General features: G+C 67.1%; 18 protein-coding genes. 9 read left to right on the top strand and 9 right to left on the bottom strand.

The window, feature by feature from the left end:
- Positions 1–145 precede the first annotated feature (145 nt).
- The 7 genes from ASE39_RS10175 to ASE39_RS10145 all read right to left on the bottom strand — a co-directional run bounded on the left by ASE39_RS10175 (position 146) and on the right by ASE39_RS10145 (position 10514).
- On the bottom strand, positions 146–1918 hold the full coding sequence (locus tag ASE39_RS10175) for a tannase/feruloyl esterase family alpha/beta hydrolase (protein WP_082615387.1): 1773 nt from the start codon (positions 1916–1918) through the stop codon (positions 146–148).
- A gap of 109 nt (positions 1919–2027) precedes the next feature.
- Positions 2028–3743 carry a tannase/feruloyl esterase family alpha/beta hydrolase gene (locus ASE39_RS10170; protein WP_082615386.1) on the bottom strand — a complete coding sequence of 572 codons (1716 nt, stop codon included), beginning with the start codon at positions 3741–3743 and terminating at the stop codon, positions 2028–2030.
- 141 nt (positions 3744–3884) lie between these two features.
- Positions 3885–5645 (bottom strand): acyl-CoA dehydrogenase family protein, encoded by a 1761-nt coding sequence (locus ASE39_RS10165; protein ID WP_057271055.1) that lies wholly within the window; start codon positions 5643–5645, stop codon positions 3885–3887.
- A 174-nt stretch (positions 5646–5819) separates the two neighbouring features.
- Positions 5820–6809: a Bug family tripartite tricarboxylate transporter substrate binding protein gene (locus tag ASE39_RS10160; protein ID WP_010466902.1), complete on the bottom strand. Its 990-nt coding sequence runs from the start codon at positions 6807–6809 to the stop codon at positions 5820–5822.
- A 203-nt stretch (positions 6810–7012) separates the two neighbouring features.
- Positions 7013–7777: an SDR family NAD(P)-dependent oxidoreductase gene (locus ASE39_RS10155; protein ID WP_057271054.1), complete on the bottom strand. Its 765-nt coding sequence runs from the start codon at positions 7775–7777 to the stop codon at positions 7013–7015.
- A 42-nt stretch (positions 7778–7819) separates the two neighbouring features.
- Positions 7820–9688: a feruloyl-CoA synthase gene (locus ASE39_RS10150; RefSeq protein ID WP_057271053.1), complete on the bottom strand. Its 1869-nt coding sequence runs from the start codon at positions 9686–9688 to the stop codon at positions 7820–7822.
- A 40-nt stretch (positions 9689–9728) separates the two neighbouring features.
- Positions 9729–10514 carry a crotonase/enoyl-CoA hydratase family protein gene (locus ASE39_RS10145; RefSeq protein ID WP_010466905.1) on the bottom strand — a complete coding sequence of 262 codons (786 nt, stop codon included), beginning with the start codon at positions 10512–10514 and terminating at the stop codon, positions 9729–9731.
- Positions 10515–10671: 157 nt separating this feature from the next.
- Here ASE39_RS10145 and ASE39_RS10140 point away from each other — a divergent pair, with 157 nt between their 5' ends.
- The 3 genes from ASE39_RS10140 (at position 10672) to ASE39_RS10130 (ending at position 14802) form a co-directional block, all read left to right on the top strand.
- Entirely contained in the window at positions 10672–11892 is a 1221-nt protein-coding gene (locus tag ASE39_RS10140) for a thiolase family protein (RefSeq protein ID WP_057271052.1), read from the top strand.
- A gap of 2 nt (positions 11893–11894) precedes the next feature.
- Positions 11895–13148, top strand: coding sequence for a thiolase family protein (locus tag ASE39_RS10135; protein ID WP_057271051.1), 1254 nt, complete (start codon positions 11895–11897; stop codon positions 13146–13148).
- Between the two features lie 82 nt (positions 13149–13230).
- Complete coding sequence (locus ASE39_RS10130) at positions 13231–14802, top strand: acyl CoA:acetate/3-ketoacid CoA transferase (RefSeq protein WP_057228573.1); 1572 nt, start codon at positions 13231–13233, stop codon at positions 14800–14802.
- A 133-nt stretch (positions 14803–14935) separates the two neighbouring features.
- On the opposite strand, the gene ASE39_RS10125 is transcribed toward ASE39_RS10130, so the two are convergent.
- A complete protein-coding gene (locus ASE39_RS10125; RefSeq protein ID WP_241777061.1) occupies positions 14936–15403 on the bottom strand; it encodes a MarR family transcriptional regulator in 468 nt (155 codons plus the stop codon).
- A gap of 205 nt (positions 15404–15608) precedes the next feature.
- Positions 15609–17153 carry a YifB family Mg chelatase-like AAA ATPase gene (locus ASE39_RS10120; protein WP_057271050.1) on the bottom strand — a complete coding sequence of 515 codons (1545 nt, stop codon included), beginning with the start codon at positions 17151–17153 and terminating at the stop codon, positions 15609–15611.
- Between the two features lie 215 nt (positions 17154–17368).
- Here ASE39_RS10120 and ASE39_RS10115 point away from each other — a divergent pair, with 215 nt between their 5' ends.
- From ASE39_RS10115 to glcF, 6 genes are all read left to right on the top strand, one after another.
- Positions 17369–18100, top strand: a complete 732-nt coding sequence (locus ASE39_RS10115) for a TorF family putative porin (RefSeq protein WP_010466916.1) — start codon at positions 17369–17371, stop codon at positions 18098–18100.
- A 47-nt stretch (positions 18101–18147) separates the two neighbouring features.
- Entirely contained in the window at positions 18148–18486 is a 339-nt protein-coding gene (gene glnK, locus ASE39_RS10110; RefSeq protein ID WP_010466918.1) for a P-II family nitrogen regulator, read from the top strand.
- Between the two features lie 36 nt (positions 18487–18522).
- Positions 18523–20097, top strand: a complete 1575-nt coding sequence (gene amt / locus ASE39_RS10105) for an ammonium transporter (RefSeq protein WP_057271049.1) — start codon at positions 18523–18525, stop codon at positions 20095–20097.
- Between the two features lie 263 nt (positions 20098–20360).
- A complete protein-coding gene (glcE, locus tag ASE39_RS10100; protein WP_057271048.1) occupies positions 20361–21497 on the top strand; it encodes a glycolate oxidase subunit GlcE in 1137 nt (378 codons plus the stop codon).
- Between the two features lie 25 nt (positions 21498–21522).
- Positions 21523–22344 carry a YoaK family protein gene (locus ASE39_RS10095; RefSeq protein ID WP_035198711.1) on the top strand — a complete coding sequence of 274 codons (822 nt, stop codon included), beginning with the start codon at positions 21523–21525 and terminating at the stop codon, positions 22342–22344.
- Between the two features lie 42 nt (positions 22345–22386).
- On the top strand, positions 22387–23646 hold the full coding sequence (gene glcF / locus ASE39_RS10090) for a glycolate oxidase subunit GlcF (protein WP_057271047.1): 1260 nt from the start codon (positions 22387–22389) through the stop codon (positions 23644–23646).
- Positions 23647–23698: the final 52 nt, after the last annotated feature.

The following is a 23698-nucleotide window of genomic DNA, read 5'->3' as shown; positions in this document are numbered from 1 at the left end:
AATCTGCGTAAATCGCTTCTCACTGGTGTGTAGCTCGGGTCGCAAAGTCTTGAGCTTCCAGGGCCGCACGAGGCAGCACTTCTAGCCACCCTTCCGCACAAGGAAAAAGCCCGGCACAAGCCGGGCTTCCCACTTTTAATCCCCCTCACTTGCAGCTAAAACTGCTCGCACTCTCCACATCCCCCGTCCCGTTGTAGCGTGCTACCTTCGGGTACACACACAGCGGCCGGGTGCGGCTGGCAGACCAGGTCGCAGGCAGCTCGGCATTCACCACCTTGGCCCCTGCGCCGCGTGCCTTGGCCGTCACGCTGTCGGGCGCCTTGCCCTGTTCCACCCAGGCCACCAGCGGGGCCAGCATGTCGAACTGGTCGGTGGCGGGGCCGCCGGAGCAGTGGTTCATGCCGGGCACCAGGTACAGGCGGGCAAAGTCGTCGGCCTTGCCGCCGTGGTGGGCCTGCACGCGGTCCATCCAGTGGGCGGTGTCGATGGGCGAGAACACGCCGTCGGCCACGCCGTGGTAGACCATCATCTTGGCGCCCCGGTTGCGCAGCGCGCCCAGGTCGGTGGCGTTGGGCGGCGTCATGTACGACCACGATGACTCGGTATAGACCGGCGTGGTGGCGAACATCTTGGGGTAGTCCGTCTCCAGGCTGAAGTTCAGCGCGTACTGCAGGCCGGTGGTGGCCTTGAAGGCGTCCAGGGTGGAGGGTGGTGTGGTGAACAGGAAGGCCACGGCACCCGCGTCGCGCGTGGTGGGCGCGTTGAAGTGCCAGAACGCAAAGTTGCTGCCTGCCACGCCGGGGTCGAACCAGGTGCCGGTGTACAGGGCTTCGCCCTTGTTGTTCTTGGGCCCGGCAAAGATGCTGGCCAGCACGTTCTTTTGCTCGGCAGAGATGCAGGTGCCGTCGCGCGCGGTGTTGGTAGTGGTGCAGGTGGGCACGTCGCGCTGCAGGTTGAACGCGGTTTGGCAGGCCTGCACGTCGTTCACCTGGCCGTCGGTGGCGCCGTCCAGTGCGTCGCAGCGCTCCACGATCTTGCGGCCGATGAGCTGGAATTCGGCGGGGCTCACGGCCTTGGTCAGGTCGGGCTGGCCGTTGGCTCCGGCTGGGGATACCTTGGCGTATTGCTGGGCCTTCCACAGCTGGGCCGTGGCTGCCTTGGGCAGGCTGAAGCCGGGGTTGCCCGCCAGCACGCCGTCGTACTGCTCGGCGTAACGTGATGCGGCCACCATGGCATGGCGCCCGCCGTTGGAGCAGCCCGCGATGTACGAACGGTCCGGGGCCTTGCCGTAGGCGCCCTTGATCAGGTTCTTGGCCATGGGCGTCAGGGTGCCGACGGCCTGGTAGCCGTAGTCCAGCCGGGCCTGCGGGTCCAGGCCGAAGAACGGGGTGGGGGCGCCATGGCCTGCGTCCGAGCTGAGCACCGCAAAGCCTTGCACCAGGCCAGGGGCTACTGGCGCGGCCCCGCTCACCGAGCCCAGCGCGGTCACCACGCTGCCGTCCAGCCCGCCATTGGCCTGGTGCAGAAAGCGGCCGTTCCACGCCACGGGCAGGCGCATCTCGAAACCGATGGCGTAGGCCGCGCCATCCACGGGGCCGGTGCGCTCTTTCATCTTGCCCTTGACGAGGCAGTGCGCGGGGGCCTGGGTGGTCACGCCCTGCAGGGTCAGGGGGCCTTCCGGCACCTGCTCGGCGGAGGTGATGCGTGTGTCGGCCAGCGCCAGGCTGGTGGCCAGCGTGGTGCAGGACTGCAAGGTGGCGGGCGTTGCGGCGGCCAGTTGCGGTACGTTGGCGCGGGGCGCGGTGCTGCAGCCCGCCAGCAGCGCGGCGGCGGCCGCCAGGGCTGCCGTGGCTGCAGAGGCGGAAGATGTGAAAGAGGGGGCCAGAGCGCGGGGGCGCATGGGGAGGCGGGTGTTCATGCGGTGGTCTCCTGGGGGTTGTGGGGGCTGCCGCGCCATGGTGGCACGGGGGCGACCGGGAGGGAAGGGCCCTGGCCGAACGGTGGCCATGGCCCTTCCCGCACTTGCCCTATTTGCAGCTGAAGCTGCTGGCGCTTTCGATGTCACCCGTGCCGTTGTAGCGCGCGACCTTGGGGTAGGCGCACAGCGGGCGGGTGCGGGTGGCAGACCAGCTTGCGGGCAGCTCGGCGTTGACCACGTTGGCACCCGCACCGCGTGCACGGGCGGTCACGCTGTCGGGGGCCTTGCCTTGCTCTACCCAGGCCACCAGCGGGGCCAGCATGTCGAACTGGTCGGTGGTGGGGCCACCGGAGCAGTGGTTCATGCCGGGCACCAGGAACAGGCGGGAAAACGCGTCGGCCTTGCCGCCATGGTTGGCCTGCAGGCGGTCCATCCAGCCGGCGGTGTCTACGGGGGAGAACACGCCGTCAGCCACGCCGTGGTAGACCATCATCTTGGCGCCACGGTTCTTGAGCGTGCTCAGGTCGGAGGCGTTGGGTGGCGTCATGTAAGACCAGGGCGCCTCTGCGTACACAGCACTTGTGGCAAACATCTTGGGGTAGTCCGTTTCCATGCTGAAGTCCAGCGCGTAGCGCATGCCCGGGATGGCTGTGAACGCTGCCACGGAAGATGGCGGCGAGGTGAAGATGAACGCCACGGCGCCAGCATCCCGCGTGGCGGGAGACCCAAAGTGCCATGACGCAAAGTTGGCGCCCGCGATGCCGGGGTCAAACCAGGTACCGGTGTACAGCGCTTCGCCCTTGCTGTTCTTGGGCCCCGCAAAAACGCTGGAGAGAACAGTTTTCTGTTCGGGCGTCAGACAGGTTCCGTCGCGTGCACCCGTACAACTGGGCACATCGTTTTGCAGGTTAAAGGCTGTCTGGCAGGCAGCGACGTCATTCACCAGCCCATCCGAAGCTCCGTCCAGGGCGTCGCATTTGGCCAGGATCTTGTTGCTGACGAGCTGGAACTCTGCGGGGGTGACAGCGGTGGTGAGATTGGGCAGGCCTGCGGCGTCGTTGGCCGTGGTCACCTTTGCGTATTGCTGGGCTTTCCATAGCTGGGTTGTGGCGGCTTTGGGCAGGCTAAAACCGGGGTTGCCCGCCAGCACGCCGTCGTACTGGTCGGCGTAACGTGATGCGGCCACCATGGCGTGGCGACCACCGTTGGAGCAACCTGCAATGTATGAGCGGTCCGGGCCCTTGCCGTAGGCGCTCTTGATCAGATTCTTGGCCATGGGAGTGAGTGTGCCCACAGCCTGGTAGCCATAGTCCAGCCGCGCTTGCGGGTCCACGCCGAAGAAAGGGGTGGGGGCCGGATGCCCTGCGTCAGAGCTGAGCACGGCGAAACCTTGTACCAGCGCTGGGGAGACCGGCGCGGCCCCACTCACCGCTCCCAGCGCCGTGACCACGCTCCCGTCCAACCCGCCGTTGGCTTGGTGCAGAAATCGGCCATTCCACGCCTGCGGCATGCGAATCTCAAAACCAATGGCGTAGCTGGCGCCATCCACGGGGCTGGTGCGTTCCTTCATCTTCCCCTTGACCAAGCAATGTGCGGGCGCTTGAGCCGTTGCGCCCTGTACCGTCAGGGGGCCTTGCGGGACCAGCTCTGACGAGATGATCCGGGTCTCCGGCAGCACCAGGGTGGCGGCCAGATTCGCGCATGCCTGCAAGGTCCCAGGGCTGGCCGCTGCCAGTTGCGGCAGGCCCCCGTCCGACGATCCCCCTCCGCATCCGATCAGCAGAGCTGCCGGCAGGACCGATAGGGCGAGGGGGTGGATGCGCATTCTTCTTTTCTTGATATTCATGCTGTTGTCTCCGTGATCTGAGGCCCAAGGAAACCCGCAGCGCGGCCTCAACGCGCAGCAGGGATTGGTGTGGCAAGAGAAGCGATTGCTACAAATTGAGTAGCTGTTAACGCTCTTCCATCAAGCGATGGCGGCCAATTTGGTCTTGATTTCGAGGGACTGCGCGATGCGCTGGCGCAGGATGGCGGCGCGCATGTCGAACTCGGGCAGCACCCACTGGGTGAGGGCCTGGGCGGGTGCGCTCCAGCGTTCGGGGTTGTGCGCTGGCTCGTTCCCGCGCTCGGAGGAACCGGTGGGCTCGCTCCCACGCTCGCCTTGGCTGGCCGCGCGGATCTGGCCCCAGGCCCAGTCCAGCAGCACCAGCGCCACGGCGCGCAGGTAGTCGTCGGCCACCCAATAGGGCAGCTCGGGCTCGGACTGCGCGGCAATCGCCAGCGTCTGCGTGATCTCGATCAGCGCGTGGCGGCGCGCACCAGCGGCGGGGGAGGGTGTGGGGCCGGGCAGCGATGCCAACAGCGCCGTCAGGCCCTGGCCACCGTCGGCCAGCACCTTGCGCACCAGCAGGTCGATGGCCTGGATCTCGTTCGTGCCCTCGTAGATCATGGCCACGCGCGCGTCGCGCACGATCTGCTCGATGCCCCATTCGCGCACGTAGCCGTGGCCGCCAAACACCTGCAGGCAGGCACTGGCGCCGTGAAACCCCTGGTCGGTGAGTGCCGCCTTGAGCACGGGCGTGACGAGCGCGCACCAGCGCTGGGCCGCGGCGCGCTCGCCCGCATCGAGGTGGTGTTTGGCCACGTCAAGCTGCAAGGCCGTGTGGTAGGCCAGCACGCGCCCGCCGTCGATCCAGGCGCGCTGCGTGTGCAGGATGCGGCGGATGGCCGGGTGGTCCTGGATGAGGCTGGTGTCGGCGGCGCCGGGCGCGCGCATCTGGCGGCGCTCGGCCGCATAGGCGCTGGCCTTTTGCCAGGCGGCTTCGAGCAGGCCGATGCCCTGCAGGCCCACGTGCAGGCGCGCCGCATTCATCATCACGAACATGGCGTTGAGACCCTTGTTCGGCTCGCCCACCAGCCAGCCGGTGGCGTCGTCAAAGCGCATCACGCAGGTGGGGCTGCCGTGCAGGCCCATCTTTTCTTCGATGCGCTCGCACACCACGGCGTTGCGCTTTCCGTCCGGCAAGACCTTGGGCACCAGGAACAGCGACAGCCCCTTGGGGCCCGCCGGTGCGTCGGGCAACCGCGCCAGCACCAGGTGCACGATGTTGTCGGTCAGGTCGTGTTCGCCGCCGGAGATAAAAATCTTGCTGCCGTTCACGCGTGCACTGCCGTCGGGCTGCGGCACGCCGCGTGTGCGCACCAGGCCCAGGTCGCTGCCCGCGTGGGCTTCGGTGAGGCACATGGTGGCCAGCCATTCGCCGGTGGCGATCTTTTCCAGATACTGCGCCTTGAGTGCGTCGCTGGCGTGGTGCTTGATGCATTCATAGGCGCCATGCAGCAGGCCCGGCGCCATGGTCCAGCCGTGGTTGGCACCGGCCAGCCATTCAAACAGCACACATTCGAGCACCGCCGGCAGGCCCTGGCCGCCATCCTCAGGCGCGCACGAGAGCGAGGGCCAGCCCGCCTGCCAGAAGGCCTGGTACGCATCGCGGAACCCTGCGGGCGTGTGCACCTGGCCTGCGTCGAAGCGGCAACCCTCCTCGTCGCCCATGCGCTGCAGCGGGGCCACGGCGTTGTCGACAAACTTGGCGGCTTCGTCGAGCACCTGCGCGGCCAGTTCGCCGTCGGTGTCGGCAAACGGTGGCAGCGCCTGCCAGCGGCTGGGCGCCTGCAGCACATGGGTCAGCAGATGCTGGATGTCGGCAAGGGCCTGGCGTGCTGGCATGGTTTGCTCACTATTTGATAGCTTATCGCGCTCTATGGATAAGCGCTGGCGGCTCTTTTTGCTGGAAACCTTGAAAACGGGCGCGGCCCAGGCGAGCGCCACCGTGGAACTGGCTTTGCCAGGCCACGGGTGGCGTCTCCCTCAGGGGAAGCGGCGAAGCCGCTCAGGGGGAACTCAAGAATCTGCGGTGAAGCCGATCTTCTTGATCAGCGGACCCCAGGTGTCGTACTCGGCCTTTTGCCAGCGGGCTTGCTCTTCGGGGGTGGAGCCGTGGGGCATCAGGCCCACGATGGCCAGGCTGTCGATGACCGACTTTTCCTTCAGCGCCGCGTTGATGGCGGCGTTGGCGGCGGCGATCACGGGCTTGGGTGTCGCAGCAGGCGCGTAGAAGCCAAACCATTCTTCGGTGGTCAGCTCAGGGAAGCCCTGTTCGGCAAACGTCGGCACATCCGGCACGTAGATGGAGCGCTTCGGGCCCGAAGTGGCCAGGATGCGGATCTTGCCGGCCTTGTAGTTGGCAATGAAGTCGCCATGCGGCGTGACCATGGCGGCGACCTGCCCGCCCACCACGTCGGTCACGCCGGGGATGGAACCGCGGTAGGGCACATGGCGCAGGTCCACGCCGCTGTTGATGCCCAAGAGCGCGCCCAAGAAGTGGGGCGTGGAGCCCGCACCGGGCGAGCCGTAGCTCGCGTCCTTGGGGTTGGCCTTGGCCCAGGCCAGGAAGTCCTTCACCGTCTTCACGCTGGCCGGCACCATGGGGCCCACGGCCAGGCCGTGGTGCATCACCGCGGCGATCGACACGGGCGCGAAGTCCTTGTCGGTGTAGTTCATCTTGCTGTAGATGTGCGGGTAGTTGGCCAGCGCCGACACCTGCGCCACGGCCAGCACGGAGCCGTCGGCAGGCGCTGCCTTCAGTGTCTCCAGCGCAATGCGGCCGCCTGCGCCGGGCTTGTTCTCCACCACACCGGCGTTCTTGCTGAACGCGGTGCCGCCCCACTTCTCGGCCACGCGGCGCGCGACGGTGTCGCCCGAGCTGCCGGCCGGAAAGCCGAAGTAGACCTTGACCTGCTCGACCTGCGCATGGGCGGCGAAGGGATGCAGGGCGCCCAGCGCGGCGCTGGCGCCAAGGGCCTGAACGAATTGACGGCGTGTGGTGGTCATGGTTTGTCTCCTGGTGTGTATCTGACGGAATTTTCAAAAATCAACTGGGGTGTTTGCACACCCTCTTGTTATCGACTGGGCTGCGCCTCCCGTGGCGCACAAAACTGGCGCTGCGCAAGCCAGCGCCACCGTGGAACTGGCTTTGCCAGGCCACCGGTGGCGTTCCCCTGGGGGGATGACGCGAAGCGGCGCAGGGGGGCTTCTCATCGCGGTGCCATGCGCAGGGCGCCGTCGAGGCGAATGACTTCGCCGTTCAGGTGCCCGTTGGTCACGATGTGGCAGGCCAGCTCGGCAAACTCCTCGGGCTTGCCCAGGCGCGGGGGGAAGGGGATGCTCGCGGCCAGCGACTGCTGCACGGCCTCGGGCAACTCCTTCATCAGCGGCGTGGCGAACAGGCCCGGCGCCACGGTGCACACGCGGATGCCGTGCTGCGCCAGGTCGCGCGCCATGGGCAGCGTCATGCCGACCAGGCCACCCTTGGAGGCGCTGTAGGCCTGCTGGCCCACCTGGCCGTCGAACGCGGCGGCCGAGGCGGTGAACATCATCACGCCGCGCTCGCCGTTGGGCAGGGCGTCGAGCTTCGCGCAGGCGGCGGCGAACAGGCGGCTCACGTTGTAGCTGCCGATCAGGTTGATGGTCACCACCCGCGTGAAGTCTTCCAGCGGCGCGGCGCTGCCGTCGCGCTGCACGATGCGCTTGGCGCTGCCGATGCCGGCCACGTTCATCAGGATGCGCGCGGGGCCGTGGGCCGCAGCGGCCTTCTCCAGTGCAGCGGTGACGCTGGCGGCGTCGGTGATGTCGCAGGCGCACGCCACGCCGCCAATGTCGGCCGCGACCTTCTCGGCCAGCTCGGCATTGCGGTCGAGCACGGCGACCTTGGCGCCCAGGCGGGCGAGTTCGCGGGCCGTGGCTTCACCGAGGCCCGATGCGCCGCCGGTCACGATGGCGGCTTGTCCTTGGATGTCCATGCTGTGTGTCCTTGAGAAAAATGTTGGGTGTGTCTTTGGCGTTCAGTGGCGCGGCACCAGCGTGCCGGGCAGCGTGCCGCCGTGCAGGGCGTCCACCACGTCCGCGCGGTGTTGCAGCACGGCGCGCTGGTTGATGGAGCCCTTGTCGGTGACCTCGCCCTTGTCGAGCGAGGGCGGCTCGGCCATCAGGTGCGCGCGGGCCACGCGGGTGGCGCTGCCGGTGGACTCGGCCGAAAGCTTGTCCAGCACCTGCTGGAAGTGCTGCTGCACCGGGGCGCTCGCCAGCACCTCGTGCAGGCTGGCGCTCTCCGGCAGGTCGCTGAGCGTGCGGATGGTGGGGGTGGGCACCAGCAGCGCGCCGATCTCTTTCAGGTTGATGCCGGTGATGACCGCGTCCTGCACGTAGGGCGCGCAGGCGGCGATGATCTTGGCGCGCATGGGGCCCACGCTCACGAAGGTGCCGGTACTGAGCTTGAAGTCCTCAGCAATGCGGCCGTCGAACTTCAGGCCCTTGTTCAGGTCGTGCTCGTCGATCCACTTGACCGCGTCGCCCGAGCAGTAGAAGCCCTCGTCGTCGAAGGCGTCGCGCGTGGCGTCGGCATTGCGCCAGTAGCCGGGCGTGATGTTGGGGCCGCGGTAGCGCACCTCGACCTTGCCGTCCACGGGCACGAGCTTGAGCTCGAGTCCCGGCGTGGGCACGCCGATGTCGCCGGCCTGCACGTCGGGGCTGTTCACCGCCACGCAGAACGGGCAGCCCTCGGTCATGCCCAGGCCCGTGTTCATCACGATGCGCTCGCCCACCTCGCGCTCGGCGCTCTCGAACAGCGAGTCCCAGATGGGCTGCGAGAGCGCAGCAGCGGCAAAGAAGAACATCTTCACGCGGCTGAGCAGGTTCTTGCGCAGCTGCGCGTCGGTCTTCATGGTCTGCGCGATCACCTCGAAACCCGTGGGCACGTTGAAGTACACCGTGGGCGCGATCTCGCGCAGGTTGCGGATGGTCTCGGCCATGCCCTTGGGCGTGGGCTTGCCTTCGTCGAGGTAGAGCGTGCCGCCGTTGTAGATGACGATGCCGAAGTTGTGGTTGCCGCCGAAGGTGTGGTTCCACGGCAGCCAGTCCACCAGCACCAGGGGCTCTTCGGCCAGCACCGGCATGGACTGGTTCATCTGCTGCAGGTTGGCGGCCCACATGCCGTGCGTCACGATCACGGCCTTGGGCAGCTTGGTGGAGCCCGAGGTGAACATGAACTTGGCGATGCTGCCGGCCGTGATGGCGCCGTGCGCCGCATCCACGGCCGGCGTGGCAGGGGTGGCCAGCAGGGCGCTGAAGGCCACGGTGCTGCGGCCCGGGATGCTGCCGGTGCCCAGCACCACCTGCACGTCGCCGGCCACGGTGGCCTCGATGGCGCGCGCAAACCGCGTGGCGTCGCTGGCGAACACCAGGCCGGGTGTCAGCGTGTCCAGCACATGGCGCAGCTTGTCGAAGTCCTGGCTGATGGTGGAGTACGCGGTGGACACCGTGCACTGCGGCACGCCGGCCACCAGGCAGCCCAGCGACAGCAGCGCGTGGTCCAGGTCGTTCTCGCTCAGGATGGCCACGGGGCGCTCGGCGCTCAGGTGCATGTCGAGCAGGGCCTGGGCAATGCTGCGTGCGGCCTGCCAGGCCTGGCCGTAGGTGATGTGGCGCCACTCGCCCAGGCTGCCGTCGGCGTTCTTCACACGCTGGGCCATCCAGGTGCGCCCGGGCGCGGTCTGGGCCCAGTGCGCGAGCCGGTCGGTCAGGCGCAGCGGGTAGGCCTCCAGGTCTTGCGTGGCCCGCACGTAGACCACGCCGTCGTCGGCCTGCCGGGTGCTGACTTCGGTCACGCCAAAGCGCAGCGGCCGGTAGCGGGGGGAGGGGTTGGTTGCCGTCATAGGTGCTTTCGAGGCTTTTCGCGGGCGCGATACCGCTTTCTCAGTCCTTCTTGACCTTGGCGGCCTTGCCGTCGAGGAAAGCCCGCACGCGCGCCTTGGCTTCGGGAGCGCTCTGGGCGATGGCGGCCATCATGGCTTCGGTCATCAGGCCCTGGTCCGACGGCTGCTCGGCGATGCGCGGCAGCGCGTGCATCAAGGCGTAGTTGGTCAGCGGCGCGTTCTGCGCAATGCGCTGCGCCAGCTCGAAGGCCTTGTCGAACGCCGTGCCGGTGGGCACGAGGTACTGCGCGAAGCCCACGCGCTCGCCGTCCACGGCGTTGTAGACGCGGCCGGTCATCATCATGTCGGTCATGCGCGCCGTGCCGATCAGGCGCGGAATGCGTACCGCGCCGCCGCCGCCCACGAAGATGCCGCGCGAGCCTTCGGGCAGCGCGTAGAAGGTCGACTCGTCGGCCACGCGGATGTGGCAGGCGCTGGCCAGCTCCAGGCCGCCGCCCACCACCGCGCCGTGCAGCGCCGCCACCACGGGCACGGGGCCGAACTGCACGCGGTCCAGCGCCGCGTGCCACATGCGCGAGTGGTGCAGGCCCTGGCCGGCATCGCGCTCCTTGAGCTCGGACAGGTCCAGGCCCGAGCAGAAATGGTCGCCTTCGCCATCGATCACCGCCGCGCCCACGGAGGCGGGCAGCGTCTCCATCAGGTCCCGCAGCGCCAGGATCAGGCCGTCGTTCAAGGCATTGCGCTTGGCGGGGCGGGTGAGGCGGATGACCGCGATTTCCTCGTGTTCGCCACGGATTTCAAGGGAGATGTCGGAATGCTTGGTCATGGTGGTGTGTATGAGTTAGGGAAATTATGGTTATCAAAAATAACTAAAACAAGGCCGCAATGGTGCTCTTTGCTAGGTGGTTTCCCTAGCTTTCCGGGATCATCATATGGTTATGATAAATAACTAAAATGACACCGACTCATCGCAAGGACCCGCCATGAACGCCTTCATCCCCTACGGTATCTACTGGTCGTCCCCGTTTGCCAAGTGGCAAGGCTCGCTGGCCAACCTCAATGCCCTGCCACTGGCGGCCACCGTGGGCAAGCAGGCGCTGGCTGCGCGCGGGTACGACCTGGCGGCGGTGGACCTGGCAATCCTCGGCATCACCAACCCGCAAAAGGGCAGCTTCTACGGCCTGCCCTGGGTCACCGGCATGATGGGCATCGACCGCGTGGCCGGCCCCACGGTGCAGCAGGCCTGCGCCACCAGTGTGCGCGCGCTGCAGATGGCCGCGCAAGAGGTGGCCTGCGGCACCGCCACCAGCGCCCTGCTGGTGATGGCCGACCGCCAGTCCAACGGCCCGGTGGTGTACTACCCCGATTCGAGCGGCACTGGCGGCTACGGCATCACCGAGCACTGGGTGCCCGACAACATGGGCCACGACCCCTACGCCAAGAACCCCATGCTGCAGACCGGCGAGAACGTGGCGGCGCGCTACGGCATCAGTACCGAAGAGCAGCACGCGCTCAAGCTGCACCGCTACACGCAGTACCAGGCGGCGCTGGCCGACGACCGCGCCTTTCAAAAGCGCTACATGGCCGACGTGCCCGTCACCGATTCGAAGTTCCGCAAGCAGACCGGCACGCTCGCCGCGGACGAAGGCATCTTCCCCACCACCGCCGAAGGCCTGGCCAAACTGAAGCCTGTGAAGGAAGGCGGCACCGTGACCTTCGGCGGCCAGACGCACCCGGCCGACGGCAATGCGGGCGCCATCGTCACCACGCGTGACCGGGCGCGTGCCGTGGCCACCGACCCCGGCATCGAGGTCGAGATCCTGGGCTTCGGTATGTCGCGGGTCGAAGCCGGCTTCATGCCCATGGCGCCGTCGCCGGCCGCCTTCAACGCTTTGAAGCACGCGGGCCTGTCCATCGCCGACGTGCACGCCATCAAGACGCACAACCCGTTTGCGGTGAACGACATCGCGCTGGCGCGCGACACCGGCTTTGCGTGGGAGCGCATGAACAACTACGGCAGCTCGATCATCTGGGGTCACCCGCAGGCGCCCACCGGCATGCGCGCCATCATCGAACTGATCGAAGAGCTGGTGCTGCGCGGCGGCGGCGTGGGCCTGTTCACCGGCTGCGCGGCGGGCGACACGGGCTACGCCACCGTGCTGCGCGTGACCGACAGCAGAACCAGTACAACCACCAAGGTCTGACCATGACAACAAGCACCGAACATTCCTTTTCTGCCCCGCTGAACGCCTGGCTGGTCGACGGCGTGCGCACGCCCATGGTCGACTACTGCGGGCCGCTGGGCCATGTGTCGCCCACCGACATGGGCATCAAGGTGGCGCGCGCCGTGCTGGAGCGCAGCGGTGTTCCCGCTGCCGATGTGAACTCGGTCATCACCGGGTCGATGGCGCAGGCCGACTTCGACGCCTTCGTGCTGCCGCGCCACATCGGCCTGTATGCCGGCGTGCCGCAGAGCGTGCCGGCCATTCTGGTGCAGCGCATCTGCGGCACGGGCTTCGAGCTGTTCCGCCAGGCGGCCGATCAGATCGCGCTGGGCTATGCCGACGTGGCGCTGGTGGTGGGCACCGAGTCCATGACGCGCAACCCGATTGCCGCGTACACGCACCGCACGGGCTTCAAGCTCGGTGCGCCGGTGGAGTTCAAGGACTTTTTGATGGAGGCGCTGATCGACACCGCAGGCCCCGTCACGATGATCGAAACCGCCGAGAACCTGGCCAAGAAGTACGGCATCACCCGCGAAGACGTGGACGCGTACGCGGCCCGATCGTTCGAGCTGGCGCTCAAGGCCCAAGCCGATGGCTTTCTGGCCGGCGAGATCGTGCCGGTGACGAGCGAGAAGTTCGAGCTGGCAGGGTATGCCACGCGCGGCATCACGCTGCCGCGCAAGGTGGCGCAGCTCGACCGCGACACGCACCCGCGTCCCTCGCCCGTCGAGGCGCTGGCGGGCCTGCGCACGGTGTACCCCGGCGGCGTGCAGACGGCAGGCAACAGCTCGGCCCTGGTGGACGCGGCCGTCGGCGCCGTCGTGGCGAGCGACGCCTATGTGCAGCGGCGTGGTCTCAAGCCGCTGGCGCGCCTGCGTGGTGCCGCGGCCGTGGGCGTGGCACCTGAGTACATGGGCATCGGCCCGGCGCCGGCCATCCGTGCGCTGCTGGCGCGCACGGGGCTCACGCTCGCGGACATCGGCCTTTTTGAAATCAACGAAGCGCAAGGCGCGCAGACCTTGGCCGTGGGGCGTGAACTGGGCCTGGATCTGAACAAGCTCAACGTGAACGGCGGCGCCATCGCCCTGGGCCACCCGCTGGCCGCCACCGGCGTGCGCCTGACGGTGACGCTGGCGCGCGAGCTGCGCCGCCGCGGGCTGCGCTACGGCATCTCCGGCGCGTGCGTGGGCGGCGGGCAAGGCATTGCCTTGCTCATCGAGAACCCGGATGCTTGAAATTTGAGAGAAACAGGGCTCAAGCGCTTATGGGATAAGCGCGAGCAGCTATCGAAGTAATAGTTTTCAATTGAAGGTCACCATGAAAATCATCACTGCCGCCCAGGCCGGGGCCCTGATCCCCGACAACGCCACCATCTTCCTGGGCGGCCTGGCCGTCTCCAGCCTGCCCGAAGAAGTGCTCAAGGGCGTGGAAAAGAACTTCCTCGATACCGGCCACCCGAAGAACGTGACTACCTGGGCCTGCGGCGCCATCGGCAACAGCAAGGACGCGGGCATGGTGCACTTTGCCCACCCCGGCATGATCAAGCGCACCGTGGCCGGCCACTTCGGCCAGACGGGCGCCGAGATGATGAAGATGGTCTTCGACGGCGAGGTCGAGGCCTACAACTTCCCGCAGGGCAGCCTGTCGCACCTCACACGCCACATCGCCAGCCGCAGCCCCGGGCTGCTGACCAAGGTCGGGCTGGGCACGTTTGTGGACCCGCGCATCGAAGGCGGCAAGCTCAACAGCAAGTCCACCGAAGACCTGGTCAAGCTCGTCGAATTCAACGGCGAGGAATGGCTGTTCTACCCCGCGCCCAAGGTCGATGTGGCCATCATCCGCGGCACGCTGGCCGACGAGAACGGCAACATCACGCTGGACAAGGAAGGCGTGCTGCTCGAGCAGATCAACATCGCCCACGCGGCCAAGGCCAGCGGCGGCATCGTGATCGTGCAGGTGGAGCGCATCGTGAAGGCCGGCAGCCTGCATCCCAAGTCGGTCAAGGTGCCGGGCGTGTCGGTGGACTATGTGGTGGTCAGCCAGCCCGAGAACCACATGCAGACCATCACCACGCAGTTCAACCCCGCGCTGTGCGGCGATGTGCGTGTGCCGCTCAATTCGCTGGCGCCCATGCCGCTGGACGAGCGCAAGGTCATCGCCCGCCGCACGGCGCTGGAGCTCACGCCCGGCGCCATCACCAACCTGGGTATCGGCATCCCCGCGGGCGTGCCGTCGGTGGCGGCGGAAGAGGGCGTGTCCGACCAGTTCACGCTGAGCGTGGAAAGCGGCATCACCGGCGGCATCCCGGCGCAGCTGGGCGACTTCGGCACTGCCTACAACGCCGACGCGATCATCGAGCAGTCGCTGCAGTTCGACTTCTATGACGGCGGCGGTCTGGATGCGAGCTTCCTGGGCCTGGCGCAGGCCGACAACCACGGCAACGTGAACGTGAGCAAGTTCAACGGCCGGCCTGTGGGCTGCGGCGGCTTCGTGAACATCACGCGGTCCACCAAGCACCTGGTGTTCTGCGGCACCTTCACTGCGGGCGGATTGGAAGTGCAAGTGGCTGATGGGAAGCTCACCATCGTCAAGGAAGGCCGCTCGCGCAAGTTCATCGAGAAGGTCGAGCAGATCACCTTCAACGGGCTGGACGCCGCGCAGCGCGAGCAGAACGTGCTGTTCGTTACCGAGCGCGCCGTGTTCCACCTGACCACCGAAGGCCTGGAGCTGACCGAGATCGCACCCGGCATCGACCTGGAACGCGACGTGCTGGCGCACATGGGCTTCAAGCCCATCATGCGCAACGTGAAGACCATGGACGCGGGCCTGTTCCGCGCGCAGTGGGGCGGGCTGGCGCAGGCCATGGCGGCGAAGGCCGCGCAGGCTTGAAGGACTGCTGGTAGCCGCTGGCCCCGGTCGGCGGCGTAAGGCCAGCAAGCGCCAGCTCGAAAAAAAGCCAGCGAACCCGAGGGGCGCGCTGGCTTTTTGCCGCTGGTGGCTGCAGTGAGCCCCAGCCCGTGCGCTACGACGCGCTCTGCGTGTAGACCTTCTGCAGCAGGCGGATCAGCGTCTTGCGCTCGGCGCCCGTAAGGCTGGCCGTGGCGTCCACCTCCAGCTGCGCAGCCGTCTGCTCGGCCTGCGCGGTCAACTCCACACCGGCAGGCGTCAGATGCAGGCCCATGGCGCGGCCGTCGCTGGGGTGCGGGCGGCGCTCGATCAGCCCGCGCCGCTCCAGCGCGGCGATCAGTCCCACCAGATTGGGCGGCAGCACGTTGAGCGTGGCGCACAGCTGGCGCGAGGTGATGCCGGGGTTGTGCGCGACCAGCGACAGCACCGAAAAATCCACCACCTTCAGGCGGTACACCGCCATGCGTTCCATGAACACTTCGATCACGGCGAGCGACGCGCGCCGCGCGTTGTAGCCCACCAGCGTGCGCAGAAAGCCGGTGTCCACGGACTCGGAGGCAGGGGCTGGGGTGGTTGGGGCCATGGAGGCCGTGGTCTTTTTGGTGGGGCGAACGCTGGACATGGGACGATTGTGGCGGGGGTGGGCGCGGGTTGCGCAGCAGTTCGCGAAAAATTTGATTCAAATCAGCCGTTAGCGCTTATTTGATGGCTGTTTGTTGCTATAAAAATAATAGTATTCAGTGTGCGGCCCTTGCCACACACGGCGCACCTGCGGAGCCCATTGCGCTTCAGGCGGGGCTGCGCAGCACGCGGCGGTATTGCACTGCCTCGGCCACATGGCCCACCTCGGTGGTGGGTGCGCCAGCCAGGTCGGCAATGGTGCGCGCCACCTTCAGCGCACGGTGTGTGCTGCGTGCTGACCAGCCCAGGCGCGCGGCGGCGGTGTTGAGGAACTTGGCGGCGGCATCTTGCAGATGCAGATGGGTGTCGATCTCCTGGCCCTGCAGTGCCTGGTTGGTCTTGCCCTGGCGGGCCAGCGCGCGGGCGCGCGCCTGTTCCACCCGCTGGCGGATCGCGGCCGTGGATTCGCCGGCGGGCGCCTGCACCAGTTGTTCGGCGGGCAGGGCGGGCACCTCGACATGCAGGTCAATGCGGTCCAGCAGCGGACCACTGAGCTTGGCCTGGTAGCGGTTCACCTGGTCCGGCGTGCAGCGGCACGCGCGCTGCGTGGAGCCCAGGAATCCGCAGGGGCAGGGGTTCATGGCCGCGATCATCTGAAAACGCGCTGGAAACTCCGCACGCTGCGCTGCACGCGAGATCGTGATGTGGCCTGTCTCCAGCGGCTCGCGCAACGCCTCTAGCGCGGCGCGGGGGAATTCAGGCAGCTCGTCGAGGAAGAGCACCCCGTGGTGCGCGAGCGAGATTTCGCCAGGGCGTGGGGGCGAGCCCCCGCCCACCAGCGCCACGGCGCTGGCTGTGTGGTGGGGCGACCCCGTGGGCCTGTGGCCCCAGAGTTCGGGCCGAAAGCGCCCGGCCAGGCTCGCAATCGCGGCGCTCTCCAGGGCTTCCTGCACCGTCATGGCGGGCAGCAGTCCGGCAAAACGCAGTGCCAGCATCGACTTGCCCGAACCGGGCGGGCCTGCCATCAGGGCACTGTGGCCCCCGGCGGCCGCGATCTCCAGCGCGCGCTTGGCCGTGGCCTGGCCTTTGACATCGGCCATGTCGGCGCCGGTGGTGGTGGCGGTCAGGGGCGTGGGCTGCAGCCGCGTCCAACCGTCGTTGTCCACGGCCGCATCGCCCACGGCTGTGCTGCCGGGCGGCAGGAAGGCCCGCACCACATCCAACAGGTGGCGTGCGCGCACCACCTGTGCGTCGGGCACCAGGGCGGCCTCTTCGGCGCTGCCAGGGGGCAGCACCAGCTGCGCGTCGATCTGCTGCGTCTGCAGCGCCAGGCTGGTGGCCAGCGCGCCGCGCACCGGGCGCAGCTCTCCCGACAGCGACAGCTCACCCGCAAACTCATAGCCCGCCAGGCGGCTGCCGTCCACCTGCCCGCTGGCGGCGAGGATGCCCAGCGCGATAGGCAGGTCAAAACGGCCTGAATCCTTGGGCAAATCGGCGGGTGCCAGGTTCACCGTGATGCGCTTGTTGTGGGGGAACTCCAGTCCCGCGTTCTGCAACGCCGAGCGCACCCGTTCGCGGGCTTCCTTGACCTCCACCTCGGCCAGTCCCACCAGAGTGAAACTGGGCAAACCGTTGGCCAGATGCACTTCGACGGTGACAGAAGGTGCCTGCAGCCCCAGAAGGGCGCGGCTTTGCACCAAAGCAAGACTCATGAAGCGGTTTCTCCCCAGATGGGTGCGTTTTATGGTTTTTTAGCGCGGCCGGGTTGCATCGCGCACCAACAAGGTGCAGCATCGTCTGCGCGCACACCGCCACTGTACTTGGGGATCGGTGTAACGCAACGCAACGGCGATGGGGTGGATGCACCGGCGTGTGGCACGGTCCGTGCTTAAAGCGCTCGTCCCTACTTTGTCCAACCGGAGGAAACATGACCCGCGCCATCATCAAGACCCTGGGCGTTGCCCTAGTTGCAACCCTTCCCCTGCTGGCCAATGCCCAGCTCACTGGCAACGTCAGCCTGACCACCAACTACAAGTTCCGTGGCCAGGACCAGGACGTTTCCAAGTCCAAAGCCGTCAAGCCCGCCATCCAGGGTGGTTTTGACTACGCCTTCGGTGACTCCGGCTGGTACGTGGGCAACTGGAACTCCAGCGTGGACTGGCTGGCCAACAACTCCATCGAATCCGACCTGTACGGTGGCTACAAGTTCAAGGCCGGTGGCGCAGACCTCGACCTGGGCGCGCTGACCTACATCTACCCTGGCAACGCCAATGGCAACACCACCGAGCTGTACGGTGCGGCCACCATGGGCCCCTTCACTGCCAAGTATTCGCACACCATCTCCAACGACTACTTCGGCTGGGCTGGCGCCAAGTCCGGCTCGGGCCTCAAGGGCCGCAACACCGGCTACCTGAACTTCGCCTTCGCTCAAGAAGTGGCTCCCAGCGTCACTGTGAAGGCCTCGGTGGGCTTCACGCGTTTTGCCAGCGACATCAAGGACCTGGGCGTGCCGAACTACATGGACTACAGCGTGGGCGGTGCCTATGACTTCGGCAGCGGCCTGTCGCTGGGCGCTGCCGTGGTGGGCGCCAACAAGAAGGCCTTCTTCGGCCATGTCAACAAGTCGCGCGTGATCGTCACGCTCACCAAAACCCTGTAAGCAAGTCTCAATGGGCGCACGGTGCGTCCATTGTCGGAGGAACCAAAATGAAAATGGTGACAGCCATCATCAAGCCCTTCAAGCTGGACGAGGTGCGTGAAGCACTGTCGGACATCGGCGTGCAAGGCATCACGGTCACTGAGGTCAAGGGCTTCGGTCGCCAAAAAGGCCACACCGAGCTGTATCGCGGCGCGGAATACGTGGTCGACTTCCTGCCCAAGGTCAAGATCGAGGCCGCCGTGGCGGATGACCTCGTGGACCGCGTGATCGAGTCCATCGAAAGCGCCGCCCGCACCGGCAAGATCGGCGACGGCAAGATCTTCGTGACCCACCTGGAGCAGGTGGTGCGCATCCGCACTGGCGAAACCGGCAAGGAAGCGCTGTAAGGGCGCGGCCGTACTACATCCAAGAAGAGAAACGCCATGAAAAAACTGCTTGCTTCTTTCATTCTGGGGTTGGGTCTGCTGACCATGGGCAACCTGTCCCTGGCACAGGCGCCCGCCGCCTCCGAGCCGGCCGCCGCCGCGCCCGCTGCTGCAGCCGCTCCGGCCGCTGAAGCCCCTGCTGCGGCAGCTGCCCCGGCGCCCGCTGCGGCAGCGGCTGCCGCTCCGGCCGCTGCGGCAGCGGCTGCCGCTCCGGCCGCTGCCGAGGCGCCTGCGCCCGTGCCCAACAAGGGTGATACCGCCTGGATGATGACCTCCACCATCCTCGTGATCCTGATGGTCCTGCCCGGCCTGGCGCTGTTCTACGGCGGCCTGGTGCGCAGCAAGAACATGTTGTCCGTGCTGATGCAGGTCATGGTCACGTTCTCGCTGATCGTGGTGCTGTGGTTCATCTACGGCTACAGCCTGGCCTTCACCGAAGGCGGCGCCTTCATCGGTGGCTTTGACAGGCTGTTCATGAAAGGCATCTGGGACAACGCTGCCGGCACCTTCGCCAATGCAGCCACGTTCAGCAAGGGTGTCGTGATTCCGGAAGTGGTGTTCGCCGCCTTCCAGGCAACCTTCGCCGGCATCACCTGTGCCCTGATCGTCGGTGCGTTCGCAGAGCGCATCAAGTTCAGCGCCGTCATGATGTTCATGGTGCTGTGGTTCACTTTCAGCTACCTGCCGATCGCCCACATGGTGTGGTTCTGGATGGGTCCTGACGCCTACGCCTCAAAGGAAGTGGCCGACGCCATGACCGGCAAGGCCGGCCAGATCTGGCAGTGGGGTGCTCTGGACTTCGCTGGCGGTACCGTGGTGCACATCAACGCCGCTGTGGCGGGCCTGGTGGGCGCGTTCATGGTGGGCAAGCGCATCGGCTACGGCAAGGAAGCCATGGCGCCTCACAGCCTGACGCTGACCATGGTCGGTGCCTCGCTGCTGTGGGTGGGCTGGTTCGGTTTCAACGCCGGCTCTGCGCTGGAAGCCAACGGCTTCGCCGCCCTGGCCTTCATCAACACGCTGGTGGCCACGGCTGCGGCCGTGCTGGCATGGTCTATCGGTGAAGCGCTGATGCGTGGCAAGGCTTCGATGCTGGGTGCAGCGTCGGGTGCCGTGGCCGGCCTCGTGGCCATCACGCCTGCTGCCGGCAACGTTGGCATCGGCGGTGCGTTGGTGATCGGCCTCGTGGGCGGCTTTGCCTGCCTGTGGGGTGTGAACGGCCTCAAGAAGCTGCTGGGTGCGGATGATTCGCTCGACGTGTTCGGCGTGCATGGCATTGGCGGTATCGTGGGTGCCCTGCTGACCGGCGTGTTCAACGCCCCTGGCCTGGGTGGCCCTGGCTATGTGGCCGACTGGGTGACCGCCACCATGGTGACCTCTGCCGACTATTCCATCGCCGCGCAAGTCTGGACGCAGACCAAGGCCGTGTTGCTGACCATCGTGTGGTCGGGTGTGGTCTCCTTCGTGGCGTACAAGATCGTTGACCTGACGATCGGCCTGCGTGTCACGGAAGAAGACGAGCGCGAAGGCCTGGACATCACTTCGCACGGCGAAACAGCGTACAACCGCTGATCCGCCTGCGCCCCACGCGCTGCGGTGTCTGGTGGCACCGCAGCGTCGCAACAAGAACAAGCGAGTCACTCCTTTGGTTGTTGAGCCCGCCGGCAACGGCGGGTTTTTTTCGTACCGATGGAGGGCTCGCTGCCTGTTTTGGCATGCATGCCAGAACACCTATCCCCAGACCCGTCTCCCGGCAGCCCCCCAGTCATTTGCACAGGCGCTGTTCAAAAAATTCACGCGCTCCTTGTGTGGCGCCGGACATGGCTGCCGCTACGATGCAAGGCATGGACTTCGCCCTTGCCCAGATCGCAGAACGTGTGCGCACCGCCGCCGCCGACCAGACCCCTTTGCGCATCCGCGGCGGGGGCACCAAGGACTTCCATGGCCTGGCGCTGCACGGCGAAGTGCTCGACACCCGTGTGCTGCGCGGCATCGTGAGCTACGAGCCCAGCGAGCTGGTCGTCACTGTGCGGGCGGGCACCCCGCTGGCCGAGCTGGAGGCCGCACTGGCCGAACAAGGCCAGTGCCTGCCCTTTGAGCCCCCGCACTTCGCAAAAACCCCTTCAGACGCTGCCACCGTGGGCGGCATGGTGGCTGCTGGCCTGTCGGGCCCGGCACGTGCCAGTGTCGGGGCGGTGCGCGACTACCTGCTGGGCGTGACCTTGCTCAATGGCAAAGCCGAGCTGCTGACCTTTGGGGGCCAGGTCATGAAGAACGTGGCGGGGTATGACGTCTCGCGCCTCATGGCGGGCGCCTGGGGCACGCTGGGCCTGCTGACCGAGGTCAGCCTCAAGGTGCTGCCCGTAGCGCCCGGCGAGGCCACGCTGCGGTTTGATGGCATCAACCAGGCCGATGCCCTGCGCAAGCTGCACGCCTGGGGCGGCCAGCCGCTGCCGCTCAACGCCAGCTGTTGGGTGCAAGATGGGGGCGTGGGCACCCTCTATGTGCGCCTGCGTGGCGCCGTGGCGGCGGTGGAGGCCGCGTGCAAGACCATGGGTGGCACGCGCATGGACAACGCCACGGTCGCTGCCGACTGGACTGCCTGCCGCGAGCAGACCCTGCCCTGGTTCGCGGCCCGCGCTGCGCAGCCCGGCCATGCCCTGTGGCGCCTGTCGGTGCCCGCCACGGCCCCGGTGCTGAGCTTGCCGGGCGGCGCGCAGCCGCTGGTGGAGTGGCATGGCGCGCTGCGCTGGGTGCAAGCCCCCGAAGCTGCGGGCGACGCCCTGCGCGAAGCCGCCCGGGCTGTGGGTGGGAACGCTTCTGTTTTTGTAGCTGCTGGTGCAGGTGGATCAAGCGCCAGGGGCACATTTGACCTTCAATCCAAGGCGCTGGAGCACATTCACGCCCGGCTCAAGCACAGCTTTGACCCGGCCGGCATCTTCAACCCCGGCCGCATGGCGCGGGCCTGGTAGGCGCGCCATCACTGCGTCCTCCGCCATGCGACGCCTTCGCCACCTCACAGGACACCACCGCACGGTGGCCAGCAACCGGGTGCTGGGCCTGTTGCTCGCCTTCAATGCCGGGGCGGTCAACGCCGGAGGTTTTCTGGTGGTGCACCTGTACACCTCGCACATGACCGGCTTTTTGTCGTCGCTGGCGGACAACCTGGTGCTGGGCCAGATGAAAATCGTGCTGGGTGCCATCGGCGCGCTGTGGGCGTTCATGTCGGGCGCGGGCACCACCGCCATCATGATCAACTGGGCGCGCCAGCGCAGGCTGCGCAGCACTTTCGCGCTGCCGCTGGTGCTGGAGTCCGTGCTCATGTTGCTGTTCGGTCTGGTGGGCGCCATCACGCTCAGCTGGCCCACGCCGTTTGCCGTGCCGATGACGGTGCTGCTGCTGTCCTTCATCATGGGCCTGCAGAACGCCACGGTGACCAAGATGTCCTCGTCGCAGATCCGCACCACCCACATGACGGGGGTGGTGACCGACCTGGGCATCGAGATGGGCAAGATGCTGTACTGGAACCGCACCGGCACGGCGCCCGAATCCCAGGTGCGCGCCAACCAGGCCCGGTTGCGGCTGTTTGCTGGGCTGGTGGGCATGTTCCTGGTGGGCGGCATTGCGGGCGCGGCGGGCTTCAAGCATGTGGGTTTTGTGTTTGTGGTGCCCCTGGCGCTGGTGCTGCTGGCGCTGTCGCTGCCCCCGCTGTGGGCCGACCGTGCCCGGCTGCGCCACCCGTTGCGAAAGTCGCTCGCGCTCAATGTTCCGCTCGACCCACCCCTGGGCCCACCTGCTGACCCACCGGCCACGCGCTGAATCCGTCCTGAAATTTTCTGTTTCTTCGCCCAGGCATGCACCATGCAAACCCAGCTCTCCCCTGAATACCGCGCCCGCGCCGATGGCCTGGAGGCCGAATCCATCTTGCGCAAATGTGTGCACTGTGGCTTTTGCACCGCCACCTGCCCCACCTACCAGCTGCTGGGCGACGAACTGGACGGCCCGCGCGGCCGCATCTACCTCATCAAGCAGGTGCTCGAAGGCGAGACCCCCACGCGCAAGACCCAGATGCACCTGGACCGGTGCCTGACCTGCCGCAACTGCGAAAGCACCTGCCCCAGCGGCGTGCAATACGGCCACCTGGTGGACATCGGCCGCAAGATCGTCGATGAAAAAGTGCCCCGCCCCGTGGGCGAGAAAGCCCTGCGCTGGGCGCTGAAGGAGGGCCTGCCCTCGCCCCTGTTTGCCCCCGCCATGAAGGCCGGGCAACTGGTGCGCGGCCTGCTGCCTGCATCCCTCAAGGCCAAGGTGCCTGCGCCCCAAATTGCCGGGGCCTGGCCCACGCGCGAGCATGCGCGCAAGGTGCTTTTGCTGGCCGGCTGCGTGCAACCGGCCATGATGCCCAACATCAACACCGCCACCGCGCGTGTGCTCGACGCCGTGGGCATCCAGACCGTGATCGCGCCCAAGGCGGGTTGTTGTGGCGCCGTCAAGTTCCACCTCAACGACCAGGAGGGCGGCAAGGCCGAGATGCGCGCCAACATCGACGCCTGGTGGCCGCTGGTGGAGCAGGGGCCGGGCGTGGTGGAGGCCATCGTCATGAACGCTTCAGGCTGCGGTGTCACCGTCAAGGAATACGGCCATATCCTGAAGGACGACCCGTTGTACGCGGCCAAGGCCGAGCGCATCAGCGCCCTCACGCGCGACCTCTCGGAGCTGCTGCCCGCCCTGCTGCCCGAGCTGGCCGACAAGCTCGCCGGGCGCGTGCAGCGGCCCGACACGCTGTTTGCCTACCACCCTCCCTGCACGCTGCAGCACGGCCAGAAGCTGCGTGGCGGGGTAGAGACGCACCTCAACCAGCTCGGCTTCAAGCTGCGCACCGCGCGCAACGACGCCCACCTGTGCTGCGGCTCGGCAGGCACGTATTCGGTGCTCAACCCCGACCTGTCTTACCAGCTGCGCGACCGCAAGCTCGGCGTGCTCGGCGAGGCTTTTGGCGATCAGCCGCCCGACATGATCCTGTCGGCCAACATCGGCTGCATCACCCACCTGCAAAGTGGCACAGGCACGCCGGTGCGGCACTGGGTGGAGGTGCTGGACGAGGCGATGCGCGCGGGCTGAGCTTTCATGCGGTGATGGGCTGCTGGCTGGCAAATGGGGCCGCAACAAAGGC

Origin of the sequence: Acidovorax sp. Root267 (genome assembly GCF_001429215.1) — a bacterium.
GTDB lineage: Bacteria > Pseudomonadota > Gammaproteobacteria > Burkholderiales > Burkholderiaceae_C > Acidovorax > Acidovorax radicis.
Note: the sequence above shows the minus strand (reverse complement) of the source record. Positions and strands in the feature narration are given on the sequence as shown.